The organism is Nevskia sp. (assembly GCF_021732705.1).
GTDB lineage: Bacteria > Pseudomonadota > Gammaproteobacteria > Nevskiales > Nevskiaceae > Nevskia.
Window position 1 is genome coordinate 233,275 of record NZ_JAKFUM010000003.1, and the last position, 23,779, is coordinate 257,053.

At 67.1% G+C, this 23,779-nt stretch carries 21 protein-coding genes; 5 read left to right on the forward strand and 16 right to left on the reverse strand.

What is annotated here, in order from left to right; translation table 11 throughout:
* Positions 1–24: 24 nt before the first annotated feature.
* The 4 genes from QZ951_RS03355 to QZ951_RS03370 form a co-directional block, all read right to left on the reverse strand.
* Complete coding sequence (locus QZ951_RS03355; RefSeq protein ID WP_292998543.1) at positions 25–396, reverse strand: hypothetical protein; 372 nt, start codon at positions 394–396, stop codon at positions 25–27.
* A complete protein-coding gene (locus tag QZ951_RS03360; protein WP_292998545.1) occupies positions 393–1,289 on the reverse strand; it encodes a glycosyltransferase family 2 protein in 897 nt (298 codons plus the stop codon). The genes QZ951_RS03355 and QZ951_RS03360 overlap by 4 nt, the downstream gene beginning before the upstream one ends.
* Complete coding sequence (locus tag QZ951_RS03365) at positions 1,195–1,995, reverse strand: DUF547 domain-containing protein (RefSeq protein WP_292998547.1); 801 nt, start codon at positions 1,993–1,995, stop codon at positions 1,195–1,197. Before QZ951_RS03365 ends, QZ951_RS03360 begins: the two co-directional genes overlap by 95 nt.
* 179 nt (positions 1,996–2,174) lie before the next feature.
* Positions 2,175–3,581, reverse strand: a complete 1,407-nt coding sequence (locus QZ951_RS03370) for an outer membrane protein transport protein (RefSeq protein ID WP_292998549.1) — start codon at positions 3,579–3,581, stop codon at positions 2,175–2,177.
* A gap of 295 nt (positions 3,582–3,876) precedes the next feature.
* On the opposite strand from QZ951_RS03370, the gene QZ951_RS03375 reads away from it, so the two are divergent.
* Both QZ951_RS03375 and groL read left to right on the forward strand, forming a co-directional pair.
* Positions 3,877–4,167, forward strand: coding sequence for a co-chaperone GroES (locus QZ951_RS03375; protein WP_292998551.1), 291 nt, complete (start codon positions 3,877–3,879; stop codon positions 4,165–4,167).
* A gap of 122 nt (positions 4,168–4,289) precedes the next feature.
* Entirely contained in the window at positions 4,290–5,930 is a 1,641-nt protein-coding gene (gene groL, locus QZ951_RS03380; RefSeq protein ID WP_292998553.1) for a chaperonin GroEL, read from the forward strand.
* Between the two features lie 86 nt (positions 5,931–6,016).
* Here the strand turns inward: groL and QZ951_RS03385 are convergent, their stop codons facing one another.
* The 3 genes from QZ951_RS03385 to QZ951_RS03395 all read right to left on the reverse strand — a co-directional run bounded on the left by QZ951_RS03385 (position 6,017) and on the right by QZ951_RS03395 (position 7,038).
* Positions 6,017–6,421, reverse strand: a complete 405-nt coding sequence (locus QZ951_RS03385; protein WP_292998555.1) for a type II toxin-antitoxin system VapC family toxin — start codon at positions 6,419–6,421, stop codon at positions 6,017–6,019.
* Positions 6,422–6,434: 13 nt separating this feature from the next.
* Entirely contained in the window at positions 6,435–6,719 is a 285-nt protein-coding gene (locus tag QZ951_RS03390) for an AbrB/MazE/SpoVT family DNA-binding domain-containing protein (RefSeq protein ID WP_292998557.1), read from the reverse strand.
* Between the two features lie 82 nt (positions 6,720–6,801).
* Positions 6,802–7,038 (reverse strand): TIGR02450 family Trp-rich protein, encoded by a 237-nt coding sequence (locus QZ951_RS03395; protein ID WP_292998559.1) that lies wholly within the window; start codon positions 7,036–7,038, stop codon positions 6,802–6,804.
* Between the two features lie 110 nt (positions 7,039–7,148).
* On the opposite strand from QZ951_RS03395, the gene QZ951_RS03400 reads away from it, so the two are divergent.
* A complete protein-coding gene (locus QZ951_RS03400; RefSeq protein WP_292998561.1) occupies positions 7,149–8,408 on the forward strand; it encodes an Hsp70 family protein in 1,260 nt (419 codons plus the stop codon).
* On the opposite strand, the gene QZ951_RS03405 is transcribed toward QZ951_RS03400, so the two are convergent.
* Positions 8,405–9,796, reverse strand: coding sequence for a pyridoxal-dependent decarboxylase (locus QZ951_RS03405; protein WP_292998563.1), 1,392 nt, complete (start codon positions 9,794–9,796; stop codon positions 8,405–8,407). The two genes, QZ951_RS03400 and QZ951_RS03405, sit on opposite strands and share 4 nt — an antisense overlap.
* Positions 9,797–9,936: 140 nt before the next feature.
* Here QZ951_RS03405 and QZ951_RS03410 point away from each other — a divergent pair, with 140 nt between their 5' ends.
* Positions 9,937–11,286, forward strand: coding sequence for an MFS transporter (locus QZ951_RS03410; protein ID WP_292998565.1), 1,350 nt, complete (start codon positions 9,937–9,939; stop codon positions 11,284–11,286).
* On the forward strand, positions 11,283–12,308 hold the full coding sequence (locus QZ951_RS03415) for a 2-dehydropantoate 2-reductase (protein WP_292998567.1): 1,026 nt from the start codon (positions 11,283–11,285) through the stop codon (positions 12,306–12,308). The genes QZ951_RS03410 and QZ951_RS03415 overlap by 4 nt, the downstream gene beginning before the upstream one ends.
* Positions 12,309–12,311: 3 nt before the next feature.
* Here QZ951_RS03415 and QZ951_RS03420 read toward each other — a convergent pair whose 3' ends face one another.
* The 8 genes from QZ951_RS03420 to QZ951_RS03455 form a co-directional block, all read right to left on the reverse strand.
* Positions 12,312–13,628, reverse strand: coding sequence for a choice-of-anchor tandem repeat GloVer-containing protein (locus QZ951_RS03420; RefSeq protein WP_292998569.1), 1,317 nt, complete (start codon positions 13,626–13,628; stop codon positions 12,312–12,314).
* Between the two features lie 55 nt (positions 13,629–13,683).
* A complete protein-coding gene (locus QZ951_RS03425; RefSeq protein WP_292998571.1) occupies positions 13,684–15,930 on the reverse strand; it encodes a glucodextranase DOMON-like domain-containing protein in 2,247 nt (748 codons plus the stop codon).
* A gap of 351 nt (positions 15,931–16,281) precedes the next feature.
* Positions 16,282–17,205, reverse strand: a complete 924-nt coding sequence (locus QZ951_RS03430) for a LysR family transcriptional regulator (protein ID WP_292998574.1) — start codon at positions 17,203–17,205, stop codon at positions 16,282–16,284.
* Between the two features lie 162 nt (positions 17,206–17,367).
* Complete coding sequence (locus QZ951_RS03435; RefSeq protein ID WP_292998577.1) at positions 17,368–18,228, reverse strand: isocitrate lyase/PEP mutase family protein; 861 nt, start codon at positions 18,226–18,228, stop codon at positions 17,368–17,370.
* Between the two features lie 14 nt (positions 18,229–18,242).
* Entirely contained in the window at positions 18,243–19,436 is a 1,194-nt protein-coding gene (gene prpF / locus QZ951_RS03440; RefSeq protein WP_292998580.1) for a 2-methylaconitate cis-trans isomerase PrpF, read from the reverse strand.
* Between the two features lie 7 nt (positions 19,437–19,443).
* Positions 19,444–22,068 carry a Fe/S-dependent 2-methylisocitrate dehydratase AcnD gene (gene acnD, locus QZ951_RS03445; RefSeq protein WP_292998583.1) on the reverse strand — a complete coding sequence of 875 codons (2,625 nt, stop codon included), beginning with the start codon at positions 22,066–22,068 and terminating at the stop codon, positions 19,444–19,446.
* Positions 22,065–23,219 (reverse strand): 2-methylcitrate synthase, encoded by a 1,155-nt coding sequence (prpC, locus tag QZ951_RS03450; protein WP_292998585.1) that lies wholly within the window; start codon positions 23,217–23,219, stop codon positions 22,065–22,067. Before prpC ends, acnD begins: the two co-directional genes overlap by 4 nt.
* A gap of 20 nt (positions 23,220–23,239) precedes the next feature.
* Positions 23,240–23,680: an acyl-CoA thioesterase gene (locus tag QZ951_RS03455; RefSeq protein ID WP_292998587.1), complete on the reverse strand. Its 441-nt coding sequence runs from the start codon at positions 23,678–23,680 to the stop codon at positions 23,240–23,242.
* Between the last annotated feature and the right edge of the window lie 99 nt (positions 23,681–23,779).

The following is a 23,779-nucleotide window of genomic DNA, read 5'->3' on the forward strand; positions in this document are numbered from 1 at the left end:
CGCCCGATCAGCGCACGGCGGAGGTCAGAGCCGGAAGCGGCGCTTCAGGTAGACCTCGACCATCGCGCGCTCCTTCTTGTCGAGCTTCGCCATCAGGTCCGGTTCCGACATGACCCGGCCCGCCAGCTTGGCGTTGAGCGGCTCGCTGCCGAGCTCGCAACCCTCGCAGCCGAGCTTGGCCGAGTAGATTTCCCGGCCCAGCAGGTACCTCTGCTCGTCGTTCAGCGACTGGCTGCTGGAAAGGTTGAAGTTTTGGTTATGGGTGCCGAACACGCCGGCGTTGTCGCCGTAGCCGCCGCTGCCACTACCCGACGCGAGCACAGCGACGGGATGGACCAGCGACAGCGTCATCAGCGACAGGAAGACGGCATGGAGGCGAGTTTTCAGTGCGTTCATCGGAGGCTGCTCCGGGCGGGTGGGACTGCGGAAGCGGGAGTGGGGGCGCGACGATCGCGCCGATCTGCCAGCCAGAGCCGGCCGATCATGGAAAAGATGCCGATCGCCGCGCCGATGACGCCGCGAACCGTGCCGCTGATCTTCGAGTGGCCGATGCGGGCGCGAACCGCCACCGGCACTTCGGCCACGCGAAATCCGGCCCGGAACGCCTTGATCTGCATTTCGACGGTCCAGCCGTATGCCGTGTCGCGCATTGCCAGGGCCTGCAGCCGGTCGACGCGGATGGCGCGGAACGGGCCGAGATCGTGCACCGGCACGCGCCACAGCAAGCGGATCAGGGAGGTCGCCAGGCGGTTGCCCAAGCGCTGCGGCAGGCTCATGGCGGCCGGATCAGGGTGCGGCCGTGTACCGATGACCAGCTCCGCCGCCCCTGCGACCTTGTCCAGCATCGGTGCCAGCAGGGCCGGCAGATCGTCCAGATCGACCGAGGCGTCGCCATCGATGAACACGATCGTGCCGCGATCGCCGGCCGCGGCAATGCCCGCCAGACAGGCGGCCCCGTAGCCACGGCGCGCTTCGAAAACGGTATCGGCGCCTGCGGCTTCGGCAAGCGCGGCCGTGCCGTCGGACGAGGCGTTGTCGACCACGATGATCCGGTCGAATGCCAACCCGTCCGCCGCCCGTGCGGCACGAGCCGCGGAGACCACTTGGCCGATGGCCGGTGCTTCGTTGTGCGCCGGGATGATCGCGATCAGCGGCCGGAGGCGATCGAGCCTGCCAAGTGCGACGGGCAGGGCCTCAGCGGGCATCGTTGAGCGCCCAGTCGTAGTCGAGGAAGTCGAGCTTGTAGCGGCCGCTGCGGATGGCCGTCTGGCCTTCCGGCGTGGTGGCAAGAACGGCTGCGTGGCGCGCGAACAGCGTCTTCAGCGAATCGTAGCCGCGATGGCCCTGTTCGAAATCGCTGCCGTACCAGTCGAAGATCTTCGACACTTCGAGCCGACCGCTGGCAGCGACATAACGATTGCGCGTCGAATCGGCGAGGAAGCCGCTCAGTGCGGTATCGAGCTGTCGATCGAGATCGCGTCCGACGAAGGCCTGACGCGCCAGTGCCGGGCAGCCGACCGAAGCGCAGTTGACCGCCGCGTGGATGCGCGGATCGTCGAACACGCCCGGCTTGCGGATCATGCCGTGCTCGATCTGATCGAGGCTGATGGTCTTGCCGAGCAGCGGAATGAAGGCTTTCTTCCAGGGGCTGGACAACAGCGAACCCAGATCCTTGATCGACTTCAGGCGCGGATAGGTTTCAAGGATCAGCGCCACGGTATGGGCGTTGTAGGCGTTGATCAGGAAAGCCAGCTGTTCGGGCTTCGGCCAGCGTCCGTACTCCGCCGGTGAAACGGCAGCGAGGCTGTCCAGGTAGGCCTTGAGCGCGGGACGATCGGAGGCAAAGCCGGCGTAGCGCACGGCCGTGGCCTGACCCGGGCGGATCTCGACGACATTCCGCTGCAGCAGCTTCGTCCAGGCATCGTGAGACGAATCGAATGCGAAGCTCGCCATCGGCAGTGACATCAGCAGCAGGACCAGCAGGTGTCGGATCATCAGGTCGTCCGCAAGGCAGTTCGGGAGTGGCGCGCGCTGTTGGAGCACGGGCGTCCCTGCAGCCTGACCAGACTACGTGCGCCACTGCGCAGCCGACAGGTTCAAGCGTTCAGGCCTTGTGTCGGATCGTCTTGAAGCTTGGATGACAGCGCATGCGGCGCGAGCCCGGTCGCGATCGCTCAGAACCGGTAGCCGTAGCTCAGGGACGGATTGATCTGTCGGTTGCGCACTTCGATCGCCGGCACGCTGTTGACGTTGCCGCCCGGGTTGCGGACCGCCGGCGTGAAGCCGTAGCTCAGGCCAAGGCCGAGGTCGTGCGCCTGCGCCAGCCGCCAGACCAGGGTCGACGTCAGGTGGTTGCGGGTGGTGGTCGAAAACACGGCGTTCAGCGCGCTGCTGTCCTGCAGCTGCTGGAACGCGTGCGAGCCGCCGACGCGCAGCGTCCACGCCGGCCGGAACTGCCACTCCGCACCGACGGCCAGCGTGGTGATGTCGCGGAACCCAGTCGGCAGGCTGACCCGCAGGTCGCCGCCGCTGTCGGCCGCGAACGTCACCACGGTGTTGCCGAGCGACTGCGACCAGAACATGTGGCGCAGGTCGGCGATCACGCTGAACGTCGGCGCCAGCTGGTGCGACACGCCGATCAGCCAGCCATCCGGGAACTGCAGTTCCGGCAGCTGGCCGCGGCCGGCAAGCGCAATCTGGTTGTTGCTGCCATCGATCGCGGTGACGGTGCCGCGGCCCTTGTAGTTGCCGAGCCGCGTGCGGAATTCGTAGCCGATCGCGACCGAGGTCGACGGCAGCGGCTGCCAGGTGACGCCGATCCGGCCGCCGATGCCCTGCGTGGCCAGTTCCGATGCCAGATAGTTGTTGCGCACGAAGTCGAAATGCGCGCCGGACAGGTTCGGGATGCCGGCCAGCACCGGCACCAGGCTGCCGGTCGCGCGGCCGGACTGGATCAGCCCGCCGATCTGCTGCACGTCGAGCAGGCTGGCGAGGTTGGCCGAACCGTTGACGTAATCGAGGCTGGCACCGACGCGCCACTGCGGGTGCGGCCGCCATGCCACGGCGAACGGCACGCGCAGCAGGCCGACGCGCGACGAGATGCGCAGCCCGGTCGCGACATTGTTGGTGGTGGTTCGCGACAGGAAGCTGTCACGGCCGAACTCGATGCCGAAGCCGCCGGCCGCGATCAGGCCGGTGCCGAACGCCCAGTTGCCGCGGCGGAGCGCGAACGCGATTTCCGGCAGATCGTACGGGCCGCGATTGGCGCCGAGCCCCTGATTGCGGATGCCCTCGCCGGTGGCGGTGTTGATCACCTCGATCCGGGCCTGGATTTCGGTGAACTGGAACTGGAACGCGTGATCGCCGTCGATCGACAGCAGTTCGGCCGGATTCAGCAGACTGGCTGCCGCGCCTGTGGCATGGGCGACGCCCCCGCCGGCAAAGCCGCGCGATGCCGGGCCGAAACCCTCGACCCGCGCCAGTTCGGCGGCCTGCGCGGCCCAGGCGCCGCCCAGCAGCGCGGCGGCCGCGATCAAACGGAAGGAAACGGCGGCGCGGCGGATCAGCGGAATCGGGCGCATGGCGGCAGGCGGCAGGAAGGTTGGAGAGTCTTGCAGCCGTTTCGCCGATTTGTCGCCCGACCATAGAACGGACCGCCCGCCTCGCCAGCGCCCATGCGCGGCTCGGCCCGGGAAGGTTCCCGCCGCGAAATTTCGTTCGCGACCCCCTTGAATCCCGAAAGACACCCCACAAGAATTAGCAGCCTCCGGGGGAGAGTGCTAACAAATCTGCCGATCACGCCGTTGGTGACGACGCGGAACGCCCCCTCGGACTCGTCATCGAAGCCCCAAGCGAACCCAATAAAAGGAGATACACATGAGTCTGCGTCCCCTGCATGACCGCGTCATCGTCAAGCGTCTCGAAGAAGAAAAGAAGTCGGTGGGCGGCATCATCATCCCGGACAGCGCCGCCGAGAAGCCGCTGAAGGCTGAAGTCGTGGCCGTGGGCCCGGGCAAGGTCACCGACGACGGCAAGACCCAGCCGCTCGGCGTGAAGGCTGGCGACATCATCCTGATCGGCAAGTACGCCGGCACGGAAGTGAAGGTCGACGGCGCGGACCTCGTGGTCCTGCGCGAAGACGACATTCTGGCCGTTTTCACCAAGTGATCGTCCGGCAGTGACGGCCCGCCCGGCGCAATCCGGGCATTGGTCGGCACCGCCAGCGTTCACGTCCGGCCCCGGCCGGACACCCGCTTCAAACCCCAATTCCGCAACACGAGGAACGAAACATGGCAGCCAAAGAAGTCAAGTTTGCTGACGACGCCCGTAGCCGCATGGCCAACGGTGTCAACATTCTCGCCAACGCCGTCAAGGTCACGCTGGGCCCGAAGGGTCGCAACGTCATCCTCGACAAGAGCTACGGCGCGCCGACCGTGACCAAGGACGGCGTCTCCGTCGCCAAGGAAATCGAGCTGAAGGACAAGTTCGAGAACATGGGCGCCCAGCTCGTGAAGGAAGTCGCCTCGAAGACCTCCGACGCCGCCGGTGATGGCACCACCACCGCCACCGTGCTGGCCCAGGCGATCCTCGCCGAAGGCCTGAAGGCCGTTGCCGCCGGCACCGACCCGATGGACATCAAGCGCGGCATCGACAAGGCGGTCGAAACCGTCACCGCCGAACTCAAGAAGCAGTCGGTTCCGTGCAAGGACCGCAAGGCCATTGCCCAGGTCGGCACCGTGTCGGCGAACAGCGATGAAGCGATCGGCGAAATCATCGCCACCGCGATGGACAAGGTCGGCAAGGAAGGCGTGATCACCGTCGAAGACGGCTCGGGCCTCGAGAACGAGCTGGACGTCGTCGAAGGCATGCAGTTCGACCGCGGCTACCTCAGCCCTTACTTCATCAACAACCAGCAGAGCCAGCAGGTCGAGCTGGAAAACCCGCTGATCCTGATCAACGAAAAGAAGATCTCGAACATCCGCGAACTGCTGCCGGTGCTCGAAGGCGTCGCCAAGTCGGGCCGCCCGCTGCTGATCATCTCGGAAGACGTCGAAGGCGAAGCGCTGGCCACCCTCGTGGTCAACAACCTGCGCGGCATCCTGAAGGTCGCCGCCGTCAAGGCGCCGGGCTTCGGTGACCGCCGCAAGGAAATGCTGAAGGACATCGCGATCCTGACCGGCGGCACGGTCATCGCGGAAGAAGTCGGCCTGAGCCTCGAAAAGGCCTCGATCGCCGACCTCGGCACCGCCAAGAAGGTCCAGATCTCGAAGGAGAACACGACCATCATCGACGGCGCCGGCAAGGGTGCCGACATCGAAGCCCGCGTGGCCGAGATCCGCAAGCAGATCGAAGACGCGACCAGCGACTACGACAAGGAAAAGCTGCACGAGCGCGTGGCCAAGCTGGCCGGCGGCGTCGCGGTGATCAAGGTCGGCGCTGCCACCGAAATCGAGATGAAGGAAAAGAAGGCGCGTGTCGAAGACGCGCTGCACGCCACCCGTGCGGCCGTTGAAGAAGGCATCGTCGCCGGCGGCGGCGTCGCGCTGGTTCGCGCGGCCAAGGCGCTGGAAAAGCTGAAGGGCAACAACGACGACCAGACGGTCGGCATCAAGATCCTGCATCGCGCGATTCAGGAACCGCTGCGCCAGATCGTCAAGAACGCCGGCGGCGAGCCGTCGGTCGTGCTGAACAAGGTCTCGAGCGGCAAGGATTCGTACGGCTACAACGCCGCCAACGACACCTATGGCGACATGATCGAAGCCGGCATCATCGACCCGGCCAAGGTCACCCGTCTGGCGCTGCAGAACGCCGCTTCGGTGGCCTCGCTGCTGCTGACGACGGAAGCCATGATTGCCGAGCTGCCGCAGAAGAACGACGCCCCGGCGATGCCGCCGGGCGGCGGTGGCATGGGCGGCATGGGCGACTTCTAAGTCACCCGCTTCCCAGCATCCTGAAGCCAGGAGAAGGCCCCGGAAACGGGGCCTTTTTCGTTGTCGCGTGTCTGCTTGCGGAAGCCTCAGCGGCCACTGGTCCAGTTCTCGACCGTCAAGCCGGGATAGCCGTCGAAGTCCGCCTCGTTGTTGGTTACCAGCACCGCGTTCGTGGCGATCGCGTGGGCGGCGATCAGGCGATCGAAGGCATTGCGGCGGCGGTCGGGCACCGCTGCCCGAAGGCGGCCGTAGGCTTCGGCGACGGCCAGATCGAGCGGCAGCACCGGGATCAGCGCGACCAGTTGCGACAAGACCCGTTCGTCCTGCTCGCGATGGCGGGATTGCATCTCGATGCCCGCGCGCAGTTCGGCATAAGTCACCAGCGACATCGCAACTTCGCCTTCGTGCAACGCTTCCAGGCGTTCGACCACTGCCACCGGTTGCCGCCGGATCAGGTAGATGCAGATGTTGGTGTCGAGCAGATGCAGCACGGTGCGCCGCCGCTCAAGGTTTTACGCGGTATTCGCCCAGTGCCGGCGGCTCGTGAACCGTAAGGCCCCAGTCGCGATCCGGTTCATCGTGGAAATCGCGGCCGTCGGCCATGAAATCAGGGCTGAAGCCGGCCAGCACATTGCCGAGTCCAGCCAGTTTCTTCCGCTTGATCGGGCGGATCACCAGACTGTCGCCCACTCTTTCAATCTCGACATCCTGAGATGCCGAGACGATCGCCAGTTCCTTGGGTATCCGGACGGCGAGCGAATTGCCGCTCTGGAACACGCGCGTCTGCATGGCTGCACCTCGTTTGTATATACGCAATATACGTCTGTGTGTGGCGAGCCGGCAAGCTGCTGGGGAAGCCGCCAACCGAGCCTCAGACCCAGCCGCGTTTCCACACCGCCGCATCGGTCAGCGTCCGCCACGCGATCCGCTGCACGCGGCCGGAATGCACGGCCTGCAGGTCGATGTCGACCACCGGCGCCTCCGGCGGCATCGGCTCGACCACCGCGATCACGAGGAAGTGCTTTTCCTTGTTGACCGGCCGCACGGCGGTCCACTTGGTGTTCAGCAGTTTCTTCGGGCTCAACGGGGTGCGGGCAGGGTCGGTCATGGCGCGCGCAGTCTACGGGGTCGTCATCGACGATGGCCGATGCCGGTAAACTGCGCGGCCCTCACCCGCTCCGACCTCGCGTCGCGACCGGTTATTGCGCCGACCTCGCCATGACTTCCTACGCTGCCATCGACTTCGGCACCTCGAATTCCGCCGTCTGCATCGGCGATTCCGCAGCCGCCTCCGCCACGCTCGTGGCGCTCGAAGGTGATCGCGAAACGCTGCCGACCGCGGTGTTCTTCAACGCCGACGAGCATTCCGTCGCGTTCGGCCGGCAGGCCATCGCCGAGTACCAGGCGGGCTACGGCGGTCGCCTGATGCGCTCGCTGAAAAGCCTGCTCGGCAGCGAGCTGATCAACGAGACGACGATCATCGAAGGCCAGCCGGTGGCCTATCGCGACATCATCAGCCGCTTCCTGAACCACCTGAAGCGCACGGGCGAAGCGCAGGCCGGCGGCGAGCTGAGCCGGGTGGTGCTCGGCCGCCCGGTCCATTTCGTCGACGACAACCCGGAACGCGACCAACTGGCCGAGATCACGCTGCGCGAGATCGCCGAAGCGGTGGGCTTCCGCGACGTGTGCTTCCAGTACGAGCCGATTGCCGCCGCGCTCGACTACGAACGCGCACTGACGAAGGACGCCGTGGTACTCGTCGCCGACATCGGCGGCGGTACCTCGGATTTCTCGGTGGTGCGGCTCGGCCCGGGCCGGGCCCGCAATCTCGATCGCAGCGGTGACGTGCTGGCCAACGGCGGCATTCACATCGCCGGCACCGATTTCGACCAGTACCTGAGCTTGCGCTCGGCGATGACCTGCCTGGGCCTCGGCGCGCCCGGCCGCAACGGCAAGCAGGTGCCGTCGCAGATCTATTTCGAGCTGTCGACCTGGCACCAGATCAACTTCCTGTATGCCCGCAAGGCGCTGGCCGATGCCCAGACCCTCGACATCTTCTACGACCAGCCGGTGCACCATCAGCGGATGATGAAGGTGCTGCGCGAGCGCGAAGGCCATCGCATCGCCGGTCTCGTGGAAGACGCCAAGGTGCAGGTCGCCGACGGCGGTCGGGCGCGGCTCGATCTCGATTTCATCGAGGACGGGCTCGGCATCGACATCGACGGCGACCTGCTGGCGCGCGCGATCGACGCGGCGATCGGCAAGATCGTGCAGACCGCGATCGCCACCGTCGAAGACGCCGGGCTCGACGCCTCGGCCATCGACGCCGTCTACTTCACCGGCGGCTCCACCGGCATCCGCGCGCTGCGCGCCGCGATCTCGGCCGCGTTCGACAACGCCGACACGGTGATGGGCGATCCGTTCGCCAGCGTGGCCCGCGGGCTCGGCGTGTACGCGCAACGGCTGTTCCGCAGCTAGGGCACGGCACGCGCGAGCGCGGCGGCCACGCGCTCGACATCGGCATCGGTCGTGCGCCAGTTGCTGAAGGCGGCGCGCACGGCCCAGATGCCGTCGAGCACGGTCGGCGTGACGAACACGTCGCCGCTGTCGCGCACCGTGCGGACATAGGCCTGCACGCGGGCTTCGCTCGGCGCTTCGGCGAGCGTGAAGCAGACCACGTTCATCCGGACCGGGGCGAGGCGGCGCAGGCCGGGTGTGGCATCGATCCGCGCGCCCAGCGAGGCGGCCAGCCGGATGTTCCGCTGCACGATCTCGGCATGACCGTCGCGTCCGTACGCGGCCAGCGAGAACCAGGTGGCCAGCGCCCGCAGGCGGCGCGAGTTTTCCGGCGTCAGGTGAACGAAATCGGGCTCCGCGGCGGCGGCGGGCACATTCAGATAGGCCGCCGCGTTCTGGAACACGCGCTGCTGCAGGTCGCGCCGGCGGCTGAACTGCACGGCGCTGTCGTACGGCACGTTCAGCCACTTATGCAGGTCGATGCAGATCGAGTCCGCGGCATCGAGCGCCGCCACCAGCCCCGCATGCGGCGGCGAGAGGGCTGCGAACGCGCCGAACGCGGCATCGACATGCAGCCAGAACGGGTGCCGTGCCTTCAGCGCCGCAATCGCGGCCAGATCATCGAAATCGACCGTGTTCACGGTGCCGGCGTTGGCGACCACGATCACCGGCGTGCCGCGCTGCGCCGCCAGCGCCGCATCGAGCGCGGCGATGTCGACCGCTTCACGTCCCGGCAGCAGGGCCACCGTCCTGACCGCCGAACGCCCGAGCCCGAGCAGCGAGGCCGCCTTGTAGATGCTGGAGTGCGCCGCGCCCGACAGCACCGTGACCGGGCCAAGCGCGGCCAGACCATCGTCGCTGATCCGCACGCCGCGCTGCTCGCCGAGCCATTCGCGGGCGATCGCCAGACCGACGACGTTCGACATCGTCGCCCCGGTCACGAACACGCCCCGATGGTCGTCGCCCAGCCCGAACAGCTCGCGCAGCCAGCGCACGGCCTCGCGTTCGAGATCCGGCGCGGCGCTGTCGATGCCGGCGGTCGGATTCTGGTCGTAGCTGCCGGTCAGCCAGTCGCCGGCGAGCCCGGCCGGGGTTGCGCCGCCGGTGACGAAGCCGAGATAGCGCGGCCCGGCGCTGCCGGAAAAGCCGGCCTGCCAGTCCGCTTCGAAGCGGGCGAGTGCGGCCGCGAGTCCTGCGCCGTGCTGCGGCAATGCCGATGCGCTGCGCGCAACCGGTGCCTGCGCGGCGGCGCGATCGTCGAGCCCGTGCAGGGCCGCCACCGCGTGGCGGCGCACCTGTTCGAGCAGCGGGTCGAGGTTGGCGAGGTCGGCGGCAAGCGTCGGATGCATGGGTTGGGGCCGGTCAGAGGCCAAAATCGGGCGATGGGACGATGGTAGGCGGGCCGGCACGGGGCGACACTGAAAGTCACTTATGATCGGGCTCAAGCCGGCTCACAGAAGCCGGTCTCGAGAACGACCAGGAGGAGACGATGCAGCCCACGGGCACCGAATACCCGCCGGCGCGGCTGGCGTGGACCACGGTCGCGATCCTGATGCTCGCCTACGTCTTCTCGTTCATCGATCGCCAGATCCTGAACCTGCTGGTGGCGCCGGTGCGGCGCGACCTGCAGATCAGCGACACGCAGATGAGCTATCTGCTGGGCCTGAGTTTCGCGCTGTTCTACACGATCTGCGGCATTCCGCTCGGGCGACTGGCGGATACCCGATCGCGGCGCGGCCTGATCGCCACCGGCCTCGTGTTCTGGAGCGCGATGACCGCCGGCTGCGGTCTGGCCCGCAGCTACGGCACCTTCCTGCTGTTCCGCATGGGCGTCGGCGTCGGCGAGGCGACCCTGAGTCCGAGCGCCTACTCGCTGCTGGCCGACAGCTTCCCGAAAGAGCGCCGGGCGACCGCGATCAGCGTCTATTCGATGGGCATCTACCTCGGCTCCGGGCTCGCGTTCCTGCTGGGCGGGCTGGTCATCAAGTTCGCGTCCGCCGCCGGCGAGATCACCTTGCCGATCGTCGGGGACGTGCGTCCGTGGCAGATGGTGTTCCTCGTGCTCGGCGTGTCCGGCCTCGTGTTCAGCCTCGCCGTGCTCGCGATCCGGGAGCCGACGCGCAAGGGTGTCGGCGCCGGCGTGGCGGTACCGCTGAAGGATTTCGCGGCGTGGATGAACGCCAATCGCCGCACGGTGCTGCATCACAACGTCGGCGTGGCGCTGATGTCGTTCGCGGCGTACGGCGCGGCGGCCTGGGTGCCGAGCTTCTTCATCCGCACCTATGGCTGGGATGCCCCGACGACCGGGCTGGTCTACGGCGCGATCACCGCGGTGTTCGGTGCCAGCGGCATCGTCTTCGGCGGCCGGTTCGCCGATCGCCTGCTGGCGCGCGGCCAGCACGATGCCGCGATGCGCGTGGCGATGTACGGCGCGATCGCCTCGGTGCCGTTCCTCGTCAGCTTCCCGCTGGCGCCGACGCCGCAGCTGGCTGCGCTGCTGCTGGCGCCGTCGGTGTTCTGCCTGGCGATGCCGTTCGGCGTGGCCCCGGCCGCGATTCAGGAAATCATGCCGAACGCGCTGCGCAGCCAGGCCTCGGCGGTCTATCTGTTCGTGGTCAATCTGATCGGTCTGGGCCTCGGGCCCACGGCCGTCGCGTTGTGCACGGACTACGTGTTCCACGACGACAAGGCCGTGCGCTACAGCCTGCTGATCGTTTCGACCGTCGCCGTGCTGGGTGCCGCGACGCTGCTCGCCACCGGCCTGCGCCACTACCGCGACAGCATCGAGCGGCTGAAGACCTGGGATTTCGCGCCGCAGGCGCCGGGCACCACGCGATGAGCGAGCCGGAAATCGCCGTCTTCGGCGCCGGCAGCGTCGGCTGCTATCTCGGCGGGCGCCTGCTCGCCACCGGCGCCAACGTGCACTTCATCGGCCGCGCGCGGATCGCAGCCGAGGTCGCCGCGCATGGCCTGCACTGCACCGACCTGCACGGCGCCGATCATCGCGTGGCGCCCGGCATCGCCCGGTTTTCGGAAGATCCGGACAGCGTGCGCAGTGCCGATGTCGTGCTGGTCACGGTCAAGTCCGCCGCCACCGACGTCGCGGCGCGGGAACTGGCCGGGCGACTGAAGCCCGGCGCCCTCGTCATCAGCTTCCAGAACGGTCTGCGCAATGCCGACGTGCTGCGCGCCGGCTTGCCGGGCGTGACCGTGCTGACCGGGATGGTGCCGTTCAACGTGCTGGCGCGCGGGCAGGGGCGGTTCCATCACGGTTCGGATGGCGTACTGGCGTCCGAATATCACCCCGCGCTCAAGGACCTCGGCTTGATCGAGGTGTTCGGCCGCAGCGGCCTTGTCTTGATTTGCCATGCCGACATGCGCGCCGTGCAGTGGGGCAAGCTGCTGCTGAACCTGAACAACGCGATCAACGCGCTGAGCGGCGTGCCGCTGAAGGAAGAGCTGTCGCAGCGCGGCTTCCGCCGCTGCCTTGCCGCCGCGCAGGCGGAGACCCTGGCGCTGCTCGATGCCGCGAACATCCCGGTGGCGCAGCTGACCAAGGTGCCGCCGCACTGGTTGCCGCGGCTGCTGTCGCTGCCGGATTTCCTGTTCACCCGGCTCGCCAAGCAGATGGTCGCGATCGATCCGCTGGCGCGCTCGTCGACCTGGGAAGACCTCGAAGCCGGCCGCGCGACCGAGGTCGACTACATCAACGGCGCGGTGGTGAAGCTCGCGGAGTCGATGGGCTGGCAGGCGCCGGTCAACGCGACCCTGGTCGCGCTGATTCGCGATGCCGAACGCGGCGGCCGTCGCGACTGGACGGCGCGCGAACTGCACGCCGCGCTGGAAGCGGCGGCGCGCTGAGCGTCACGCGCGCGCCTTCACCGTCAGCGTGAAGGTTTCGGTGGTCGGCGCGCCGGGTCCGTCGCAGGTCAAGGTGTAGCGGTACTGGCCGGGCAGCGCGGGCGTGATGGTTTCGCTGCCGCGCGTCGCCCGCGACCCGCGCCAGGCACCGGATGCCGTGCAGGCGTCGGCATGGATCGCGTCCCAGTGCAGCCGCAGCGACTGACCCCGAACCACGGTGGCGCTGCCGCCGTCATCGCTCGGTGCCGCGTTGCCGCTGCCGAACCGGACCACCGGCGGTGCCAGCATCCGGAAGATCGTCCCCAGATCGTGCGTGCCGCCATAGCGGGTGACGCCATGGAAAACGCCGTCGCCGGTTTCCACCAGCGCCTGTTGTCCCTCGTAGCCGTCGGTCCGGGCATTCAGGGTGTGCAGCACGCGGAAGTGGCTGCCGTCCGGCGCGACCCGGAACACGGTGCCACCGGGCCGCACGATCGGTCCGGCGAACGGATTGACGATCGAGGTCAGGCCGTAGAGGTAGCCATCGCGGCCCTCGGTCACGGTCGCTGACGGGAAGCTGCCGTCGCTGCCGGTGAAGGCATGCAGCTGCCGGTAGCCGCTGCCGTCCGGTTCGATCCGGTAGACGGTGCCGGCACCGCGCGGGCCGCCGCCGAAGGTCGTGCCGAACAGCGTGCCCGAGCGGCTCTGGATCGGCGGTGCGTACGGCATCACACCGTCGCCGGGGATGAAGCGGTGCAGCAGGGTGTAGCCGCTGCCATCGGCCTCGACCCGGAACACGACGCCCGTGTTGGTCTCGGAATAGTCGCCGCTGGCCGTGCCGTACAGGCGGCCGTCGCGGCCCGGTACCAGCGCGTTCGGGTAGTAGCCGTCGGCGCCGCCGCGGCGGAAGGTGACGATCGTGCGGAAGTCGCTGCCATCCGGATTCACGCGCCACAGCGTGCCGTCCTCGCCGGCATTGCCGCCGCGCGAGGCGGTGACATAGACGCGCTGATCGGCGGCGAGCAGCAGGCCGGCCGGGTAGGTGCCGGCGGCGGCGTTGGTGTACGACAGCGGGGCCAGCGTCTGCATCTGGCCATCGGCCAGCCGGAAGCGATAGATCGCACCGTTGTCCGTGCTGATCGCGCCGGCAACGCCGTACAGATAGCCATCGCCACCGTCGGCGATCGGGCCGATCAGCGTTCGCTGCGCGCTGTGATGGAGGACCGCGAAGCCGTCGTCATCGCGGCCGGGCAGCGGCAGGGCGGCGGTTGCCGCCGCAGACACGCCGAAGAGCGCGGCGGCGCAGCGGCGACGACGGAGGATCAGCAGCTTGCCGGTCATGATCGAGGCGTCCGGTCGGGCGAGCCTCGATCATAAGCGGCCGGGCAGGCCGTTTTCAGCCGCCGTAACGCACGCTGCGCTGGCAGCCGTCGAGCGTCACGGTGACCGGGCCATCGGTGTCGACGTCGAGCACGGCGTCGCAGCCGAGCCGGGCGCGGGACGGCGTCACCGTGATCGCGGCCAGATTGCGCACGGTCAGGCTCAGCCGATTCTCGATCGGCGTGGCCGCGCCGCGCGCCCAGGTCTGCAGCTGGCGGGTATACGCGATCACCGGCAGGAAGCCGTCGGTCAGCAGGCCGACGCCGCGCTGGATGCCGCTCGGAATCGGCTCGCGCTCGGCACCGAAGGCATGCGAGAACGCGTCGATGCTGGCGCGCGGCGCATCCGCCGTGCCATTGCGCAAGCGCAGGCCGGACAGCCAGTACGCGTGGTCGGCGACCATGCCGACGTTCGCGAAGTCCATCTTCGGATTGACCACGTAGCTGATCCGCGCCGGATTGCGGTCGACCACGGCATCGCCGAGGAAGGTGGCGGCATCGGCCCAGCTGTCGTTGATCGCCAAGGTCAGATGCTCGCCCGGCGTGTGGCTGCGGTACTCGTAGCGATAGCCGAGTCGCGCCAGCTCGTTCGCCTGCCGCTGCGGGCCGGGGAACGGCACCAGCTGGTCGGTCAGCATGATCCACATCTGGATCGGGATATGGCGCAGGCCGGCCAGCTGATGGAACGTGTTCGAGGCTTCGCCGCCGGTCGGCTCGAACGGCGGGACCCAGAAGCCGACACCGGGCGGGCCGACGGCGGTCTGGGCGACGGCGAACAGGTCCGGATGCCGCGTGGCGTTGCGGAACGTGCCGTAGCCGCCCATCGAGTAGCCGGTGATCGCGACGTGATCCGGCGACAGGTTGTAGTGGCGCGCGGCATCGGCCCAGACCTCGAAGGTATCGGCCCCGGCGTATTCGACATACCAGCCGTCCGGTCCGCGCCCGGTCGGCGTGATGACGATGTGGCCGCGTCCCCGCTCGCCGAGCTGGCTCTGGTTGCGGCTGCCGCTGTACTGGTTGTAGTTGCCGGCCAGCGAATGCAGCAGCAGGGTCAGGCCGTAGCCACCGACCGGTTCCGGCTTGCTCGGCACGTAGATCGCGTACGGCTGCAGGCGGCCGCGCAGTTCGCCGAGACAGCCCTCGTTGCCGCCACAGACGACGCTGTAGTTCGCGCCCTGCGCGGTCTCGAAGCGGCTGGCCATGATCCGGTTCAGCGCGCCGACGGTCGGCGTGCCGCCGGGCTGGTTCGCCATGTCGTCATTGACGTTGCCGGCGAGCTTGGCGAAGTCGACCGTCGCATAGAAATTGCCGAAATCGCCGCCGGCCAGGGTCGTGGCCTGTCGACGATCGCGCCACCACGCCGGCAGCACCAGCGTCTGGGCGATGGCGTTGACGTCCGGCAGCAACTCGTCGTACCGGAAGCCGGCATTGAAGAAGGCGCTCGGCGTCAGCAGCCGGCCGCGGCCACCCGGGCGCGTCTGGCTCGCCGCCGTCAGCGGCAGCAGGTAGCGATCGGATGCGACATCCCACAGGCCCACGCCGATCGCGAAGCGCGCGACGCCGGTGCCGGGATTCCAGACGCTGCGCGGCACGCGCACCTCGATCTGCCGCCGCACCGGATCGACGGAAACGACCGGCGCCACGGCGGAGACCGCGCCGGTGCGGGCATTGCTGAGCACGGCGGTGTTGCCGTGCACGGTCAGGAACCAGTCGGCGCGGGCGCGGGTATTGGCCCCGAACGGGGCCTCGGCCGCGGCACTTCCCGGCGTGCCGAGCGCGATGGTGAAGGCGCTGCGCGTCGAATCGAGCAAGGTGTTGAGCGTGACGCGGAACGCCGTGGCGTCGGTCAGCGCGCGCACCCGGAACTCGACCAGATCGGCTGCGTTGTTCGCGTAGATCGGATCGCGCGGGTAGGTGTAGCTGCCGGCCGGGCGCGAGAACAGGTTGCCGGCCAGCGGGTTGCCCGGAATGCCGGTACGCGGGTCGGTCGGGTCCGGCACGCCGAGCGCGCCGTGATCGTCGTAGAGATAGTCCTGATACAGGAATTCGCCATCGCGATAGGCGCTGGCACCGGAAATCAGGATCGGCGCGGCGCGCCAGATGCCGGTGTTCTGCAGCTGCGGCGCATCGAACGCCGGGGCGTACAGGATGTCCGGACCGGGCCGCGGGCCGGGCCCGGTATACAGCGACGCAGCCTGCGCGCCCGCCACGGTCGCCAGCAGACAGACAGTCACGGCGGCAAGCGCCGCCGAACGGATCGACATCGTGTTTCTCCCATGCACCGCAGTCGAGCCGTGATCGGCTCAGAGGTTCTTGTTCGGAACGAGCGGGAATGGACCTATCGATATTCCCGCCGCTCGGCAGGTATACGAACAAGTGTTCACCGAGTCAATCGCACGCGATGACCCAGCGGGCCGCGGTGAAACGGGGAAAGCCGCCGGCACGGGGCCGTGAAGTTGGAGCGGGTGATGGGAACAGTTCCAATCATCCAACCCGTTGATTGATAACGGATTTATCCCGTTCGCTCCTCGGGATATGGCCGCTTAGTGTACCGCAGCCGCTCGCTCGAACGCGAGGTACTTTCGCTGCCGTCCGGTGACGGCCAGCGGCAGCCATCAAGGTTCGCTCAAGTACGTGCTGGGCTCACCATTCGGTGCCTTGCTCATGCTCTTCACTCGCTTGATGAACCGCGCCAGCGGCTCGGAGGGCTCGCCACCGCGACGCACCAGGTAAGTCGAGAGGATCGGTGGCGTGCCCGCCAGCGGCCGTGTCGCAATGTCCGGCCGATTCAGCGCCTGCACCTGCGAAGCGATAGCGAAACCGATGCCGTAGCCGGCGCCCACGAGGGTCAGCATCACCCCCAGGCTGGTCACGTGGTCCACAACTTTCAGCGGCAGCCCGGCATCATCGAGCACCGCCTTGATCTGGTCGTGGCATCCCGAGGCCGCGTCCGGGTGGCACAGCACCAGCGGGAATTTCAGCGCGTCGGCGAGCTTGACCTGCGTGTGTGCCAACAGCGGGTGCCGCGCCGGCACGATCACCGATAGCGGATCGGTCCACACCAGCTCGGCCACCAAGCCATGGTTGACCGCCGCCGACAGCGCAAAGCCCACGTCCAGCAGGTCGGTGTGTAACCCTTTGAGCTGCTGTGAGAATGGCAGCTCGAAGACGCGAATCTCCAGTTCCGGTTCTTCCTCGCGGCTGCGCGCGAGCAAGGTGGCGATGCGCGGCTGGGCCAAGCTGTCGCAGATGGCGATGCGCACGTAGTTCTGGTAGCCCTGCGCGGCGCCCTTGGTGGCCTTGATCGCCTGATCGACGGTCGCCAGAACGCGGCGGCACTCCACGAGCAGCACCTGGCCGGCCCAGGTCAGACGCGTCTGGCGGCTGCTACGGTCGAACAGCGCTACGCCCAGCAGCTTTTCGAGGTCACGCATCGCACGCGACAGAGGCGACTGGTCGATGCCCAGCCGCTCGGCAGCGCGCGCCAGGTGCAACTCCTCGGCCACCGCCGCGAAGTAGCGCAGTAGTCTCAGTTCCATGGCGGCCTCCTTGTTCGTTGTTCTGGCTCCGCCGTTCCAACCCATTTGATTTCAAACCCATGCGAGCGGCTGGTGTTGCGATCACCTCCTGCTTAGATCGTGTTGTTTGCCGCGCGGCCAGCGACGCCGCGAGGCAACGAGTTGTCCACCTTGATGGCTCTCTCAGGTGTAGCGACGTTCAAGCTCGTCCCATTGCGGTTTGCCAACCAGGCGCTGACGCTCGGCGAAGGATGCAACCAAGCCGCTCGACTCAAGAACCTGCTTGTCGTCACGCAGCGCAGTCAGCGCCTTTTGCATGCCCATCACGGCACCCTGGAGAGCCGCGTTGGCGTACAGCACGATGCCGTAGCCCAAACGTCCTAGTTCCTCGGCCCTGAAGATGGGCGTCTTGCCGCCGATGACCATGTTCATGAGCTGAGGCGTGGACAGCCGCTGGGGCAACGCTCGCACTTCGTCCTCCTTCGTGACGGCTTCGACGAACAGAATGTCCGCACCCGCCTCGGCGAACTTCTGTGCGCGCTCGATGGCAGCCTCGAAGCCCAGCGTGGCGGCAGCATCGGTGCGGGCCATGACCATGAAGTCGGCATCACGACGCGCATCTACGGCAGCTTGGATCTTGCTGACGGCCTCCTCGGTGGAGATAACCTCCTTACCCGAGAAATGGCCGCAGCGCTTAGGGGCAACCTGGTCTTCGAGTTGGATGCAGTCGGCACCGGCACGCTCTAGCGTGCGCACGGAGTGATACACGTTCAGCGCATTGCCGAAGCCGGTATCGGCATCAACGATGAGCGGCAGGCTCACGGCATCGCGGATGCGAGCCGTGTGGTTGGCGATCTCGGCTAAGCCCATGAAGCCCTGGTCAGGCATGCCAAACCACATGTTGGTGACGCCGGCGCCGGTGACATACAGAGCCTCGAAACCGAGGTCTTCTATGACCTTAGCGGACAAGGCGTTGAAAGCGCCCGGCACGAGCACGCCACGGCGCGCGCCGACGAGGGACTTGAGTTGCTTGCGGGTAGACATCTGGAATTCCGTGTTTAGAAACTGTCGCTGGGTACACGCACCCAGCCTTCCATCAGGATGCGAGCGCTGCGGCTCATAACGGCCTTGGTGACGGTCCACTGGCCATCGACCTGCCGGGCCTCGGCACCAACCCGCAGCGTGCCGGATGGATGGCCGAAGCGCACGGCATGACGCTCGCCGCCGCCGGCTGCGAGATTGACCAGTGTGCCGGGGATGGCGGCCGCCGTGCCGATGGCCACGGCTGCCGTGCCCATCATGGCGTGGTGCAGTTTGCCCATGGACATCGCGCGCACGAGCAAGTCCACATCACCGGCCTCAATGGCTTTGCCACTGGAGGCCGTGTAGCTGGCCGGCGGTGCCACGAAAGCGACCTTGGGTGTGTGCTGGCGCTGGGCTGCCTCGGCCACATCGCGGATGAGGCCCATCTTCACAGCGCCCCGGGCCCGGATGGTCTCGAAACGGGACAACGCCAGGGCGTCGCCGTTGATCGCATCCTGCGACTCGGTGCCGGTGTAGCCGATGTCCTGCGCGTTCAGGAAGATGGTGGGAATGCCGGCATTGATGAGCGTGGCCTTGAACGTACCGATGCCCGGCACTTCCAGGTCATCGACAAGTCGGCCCGTGGGGAACATCGCACCGCCACTGTCGTCATCGCCTTCGTCAGCGGGGTCGAGAAATTCGAGTTGCACCTCGGCGGCCGGGAAGGTGACGCCGTCTAACTCGAAGTCGCCAGTCTCCTGCACTTGGCCGTTTGTGATGGGCACATGGGCCACTATGGTCTTGCCGATGTTGGCCTGCCAGATGCGCACCGTGCAGATGCCGTTTTCGGGCACGCGGTCGGCCGGCATCAGGCCGCTCGCGATGGTGAACGGACCGACCGCGGCGGACAGGTTGCCGCAGTTGCCAGACCAGTCCACGAAGGCGCCGTCGATGGAAACCTGGCCGAACAGGTAGTCCACGTCATGGCCGGGTTTTGTCGGCGGCGCCACGATGACGGTCTTGGACGTGGACGACGTGGCGCCGCCCATGCCGTCGATCTGCTTGCCGTAGGGGTCCGGGCTGCCGATCACGCGCAGCAGCAGTTGGTCTCGCGCAGGACCTGGCTGCTGGCAGGGCTCGGGCAAGTCCTGCAGGCGGAAGAACACACCCTTGCTGGTGCCGCCGCGCATATAGGTGGCGGGAATGCGAATCTGTGCGGGATGCGTCATGTCGTCCTCAGGGGGTCTTCCGTGCGGCCAGGAAGTCTTGCGCGAAGCGCTGCAGCACGCCGCCGGCTTCGTAGACCGAGACTTCCTCGGCGGTGTCCAGCCGGCACTTCACCGGCACGGAGGCGGTCTCGCCGTTCTTGTGGCGAATGCGCAGCGTCAGGACGGCCCGCGGCGTGCGCTCGCCGATGACGTCGAAGGTCTCGCTGCCGTCGAGACCCAGCGTCAGCCGATTGGTACCGGACTGGAACTCCAGCGGCAGCACGCCCATGCCGATCAGGTTGGTGCGGTGGATGCGCTCGAAGCCCTCGGCCACCACGACCTCGACGCCGGCCAGGCGCACTCCTTTGGCCGCCCAGTCGCGCGACGAACCCTGGCCATAGTCGGCGCCGGCGATGACGATGAGCGGCTGGCGGCGGGTCAGGTAGCTCTCGATAGCCTCCCACATGCGCATGACGCGACCTTCGGGTTCCACGCGCGCCAGCGAGCCCGCGCGCACGCTGCCATCGTCGTTGCGTACCATCTCGTTCTTCAGCGTCGGGTTGGCGAAAGTGGCGCGCATCGCGGTGAGGTGGTCGCCGCGGTGGGTAGCGTAAGAGTTGAAGTCCTTCTCGGGCAGACCCATCTTTGCCAAGTATTCGCCGGCCGCCGAGTCGAGCAGGATGGCGTTGGACGGTGACAAATGGTCGGTCGTGATGTTGTCGGGCAGGATGGCTAGTGGCCGCATGCCGGTGAGCGTGCGCGGGTTGGCGGCCAGCGCGCCGACGCCTTCAGTGTCCCAGTACGGGGGGCGGCGGATGTAGGTGGACTGCGGGCGCCAGTTGTATTGCGGCGCGGCGCGCTCGGCCTCCACGGGGCGGATGGCAAACATTGGGTCGTAGACCGCGCGGTATTGCTCCGGCTTCACGGCGGTACGCACCACTGCGTCGATCTCCTCGTCAGCGGGCCAGAGATCCTTCAGGCGTACTTCTCGTCCGTCCACGGTGCCCAGTACATCGTTTTCGATGTCGAAACGCACCGTGCCAGCCAACGCGTATGCGACGACCAACGGCGGAGACGCGAGGAAAGCCTGCTTCGCGTAGGGATGGATGCGGCCGTCGAAGTTGCGGTTGCCGGACAGCACGGCAGTGGCGTACAGATCGCGGTCGATGATCTCCTGCTGGATCTTCGGGTCCAGCGCGCCGCTCATGCCATTGCAGGTTGTGCAGGCGAAGGCGACGATGCCGAAGCCGAGCTTTTCCAGTTCGTGCAGCAGCCCGGCCTCCTTCAGGTACAGCTCCACGGCCTTTGAGCCCGGCGCCAGCGAGGTCTTGACCCATGGCTTACGCACGAGGCCCAGGCGGTTGGCTTTCATCGCCAGCAAGCCGGCGGCGATGACGTTGCGCGGGTTGCTGGTGTTCGTGCAGCTCGTGATCGCCGCGATGATGACAGCGCCATCGGGCATCTGGCCCCGCGCCTCCTGGGCGTGAGCCTTGTCCAAATCCACCGCGATGCCTCGCTCGCGGAGCGCCGAGGTCGGCAGCCGGCGGTGTGGATTGGACGGACCGGCCATGTTGCGTACCACACTGCCGAGGTCAAAGCGCAACGTGCGCTCATACTGGGCCGCTTTCAGTTCGCTGGCCCAGAAACCTGCCGTGCGAGCGTAGTGCTCTACGAGGCGCACCTGCGCGTCGTCTCGGCCGGTGAGCTTCAGGTAGTCGATGGTCTGCGAGTCGATATAGAACAGAGCGGCGGTCGCGCCGTACTCAGGGCACATGTTGGCGATGGTCGCGCGGTCTCCGATGGACAGGCTCTCGGCGCCTTCACCGAAGAACTCCAGGTAGGCACCCACGACCTTCTGCTGGCGCAGGAACTCAGTCAGCGCCAGCACGATGTCGGTCGCCGTGATGCCTGGTTGGCGGCAGCCGGTCAGCTCGACGCCAGCGATGTCCGGCAACCGCATCCACGATGCGCGGCCCAGCATGACGTTCTCCGCCTCCAGCCCGCCCACGCCCACGGCGATGACGCCCAAGGCGTCGACGTGCGGTGTGTGGCTGTCGGTACCAACGCAGGTATCCGGGAAGGCCACGCCCTCGCGGACATAAACCACCGGCGACATCTTCTCCAGGTTGATCTGGTGCATGATGCCGTTGCCCGCCGGGATGACGTCCACGTTGTCGAAGGCCGACTTGGTCCACTCGATGAAGTGGAAACGGTCCTCATTGCGGCGGTCCTCGATTTCACGGTTCTTGCGGAAGGCATCGGGGTCGAAGCCGCCGCACTCCACGGCCAGCGAATGGTCCACAATGAGCTGCACAGGCACGACGGGGTTCACCGCGGCCGGGTCGCCGCCTTGGGCCGCGATCGCGTCACGCAAACCGGCCAGGTCCACTAACGCAGTCTGACCTAGGATGTCGTGACAGACCACGCGAACCGGGAACCATGGGAAGTCCAGGTCACGTCGGCGCTCTATGAGTTGCAGCAGGTAGCTGTTCAGATGTTCGGGGTCCGCGCATCGGACCAGGTTCTCGGCATGGACACGCGCTGTGTAGGGCAGCATCGCCCACGCGCCCGGGCGGATCGCGTCAACAGCTTCGCGGGCGTCGAACCAGTCCAGCGCCGTGCCGGGCAGGGGCTTGCGGAACTGGGAACTCATGCGCGTTCGTCAATGGGCACGAAGCGCTGGTCTTCAGGGCCGGTGTAATTCGCGCTGGGGCGAATGATCTTGTTGTCCACGCGCTGCTCGATGACGTGCGCGGCCCAACCGCTGGTGCGGGAGATGACGAACAGAGGCGTGAACATCGCCGTGGGCACGCCCATCATGTGATAGCTGACGGCGCTGAACCAGTCGAGGTTGGGGAACATTTTCTTGACGTCCCACATGACTGACTCCAGCCGTTCTGCGATGTCAGACATCTTGGTGGAGCCCGCCTCGTCCGATAGGCTCCTGGCCACGCCCTTGATGACGACGTTGCGCGGGTCGCTGACGGTGTAGACCGGGTGGCCGAAGCCGATGACCACCTCCTTGGCCTCCACGCGGCGGCGGATGTCCGCCTCAGCCTCGTTCGGGTTGTCATAGCGCTTCTGAATCTCGAAGGCCACCTCGTTGGCGCCACCATGCTTGGGGCCGCGCAGCGCGCCGATGGCGCCGGCAATGGACGAGTACATGTCGCTGCCCGTGCCGGCGATGACGCGCGCGGTGAAGGTGCTAGCGTTGAACTCATGCTCGGCATAGAGGTTGAGCGACGTGTGCATGGCGCGCACCCAGCTCTCAGGCGGCGTCGTGCCGTGCAGCAGACGCAGGAAGTGGCCGCCGATGGAGTCGTCGTCCGTCTCCACCTCGATGCGGCGGCCCTGCGTGCTCCAGTGATACCAGTACAGCAGCATGGAGCCCAGGCTGGCCATGAGCCGGTCGGCGATGTCGCGGGCGCCGGGCAGGCTGTGGTCGTCCTTCTCGGGCAGGATGCAGCCCAGCGCCGACACGCCGGTGCGCATCACGTCCATCGGGTGGGCGCCAGCGGGCAAGCGTTCCAGCGACTCTTTCACACTGGCAGGCAAGCCGCGCATGGCCCTGAGCTTGGCCTTGTAGGCGCGCAACTCGGCGCGCGTGGGCAGCTTGCCGTGCACCAGCAGGTGGGCGATCTCCTCGAACTCGCAGACCTCGGCGATGTCCAGGATGTCGTAGCCGCGGTAATGCAGGTCGTTGCCGCTGCGGCCGACGGTGCACAGCGCGGTATTGCCGGCCGTCACGCCGGACAGCGCCACAGATTTCTTCGGCTTGAAGCCGGTGGTCGGGGTTTCGCTCATGGGCATGTTCTCCAGGAAATTCAGTGGGCTTGATCGTTCAGAGCTGCGGGCATCAGGCCGTCATCGCGGGGCTCCAGCGGCACCGGACGGCCATTGGCGTTGACAGACACCATCTCGAAGCTGGCGCGCAGCACTTCTTGCGGCTTGGTGCCGGGCGCCGCATCCAGCGCGGCGCGCACGTCCACCGTCATTGAGCTGCGGCCCAGCCGCGTGACGCGCGCATGCAGGTGCAACAGCGAGCCGATGGCGATCGGGGCCAGGAACTCGATGCCACGCGATGCGGCCATCACGACTGACTGACGACTGAAGCGTGCAGCGGCTAGATACGCGGTCTTGCCGAGCATCGACAAGGCCTCAGGACCGAAGAGCGTGCCGTAGTGGTTGGATTGCTGAGGCAGCACCAGCTCAGTGCGGTTCAACTCGTTCAGCGGTGTGGAAGCCAAAGTCTTGATCCAGTCCATGGTGGGGAGGGAAAGTCGTATTATTCGCAATCTTCGCATCCACTTCTTTGGTACTCAATGACTAAAATTGCCAATGAATGCGAAGGTTTTTGATGCAGT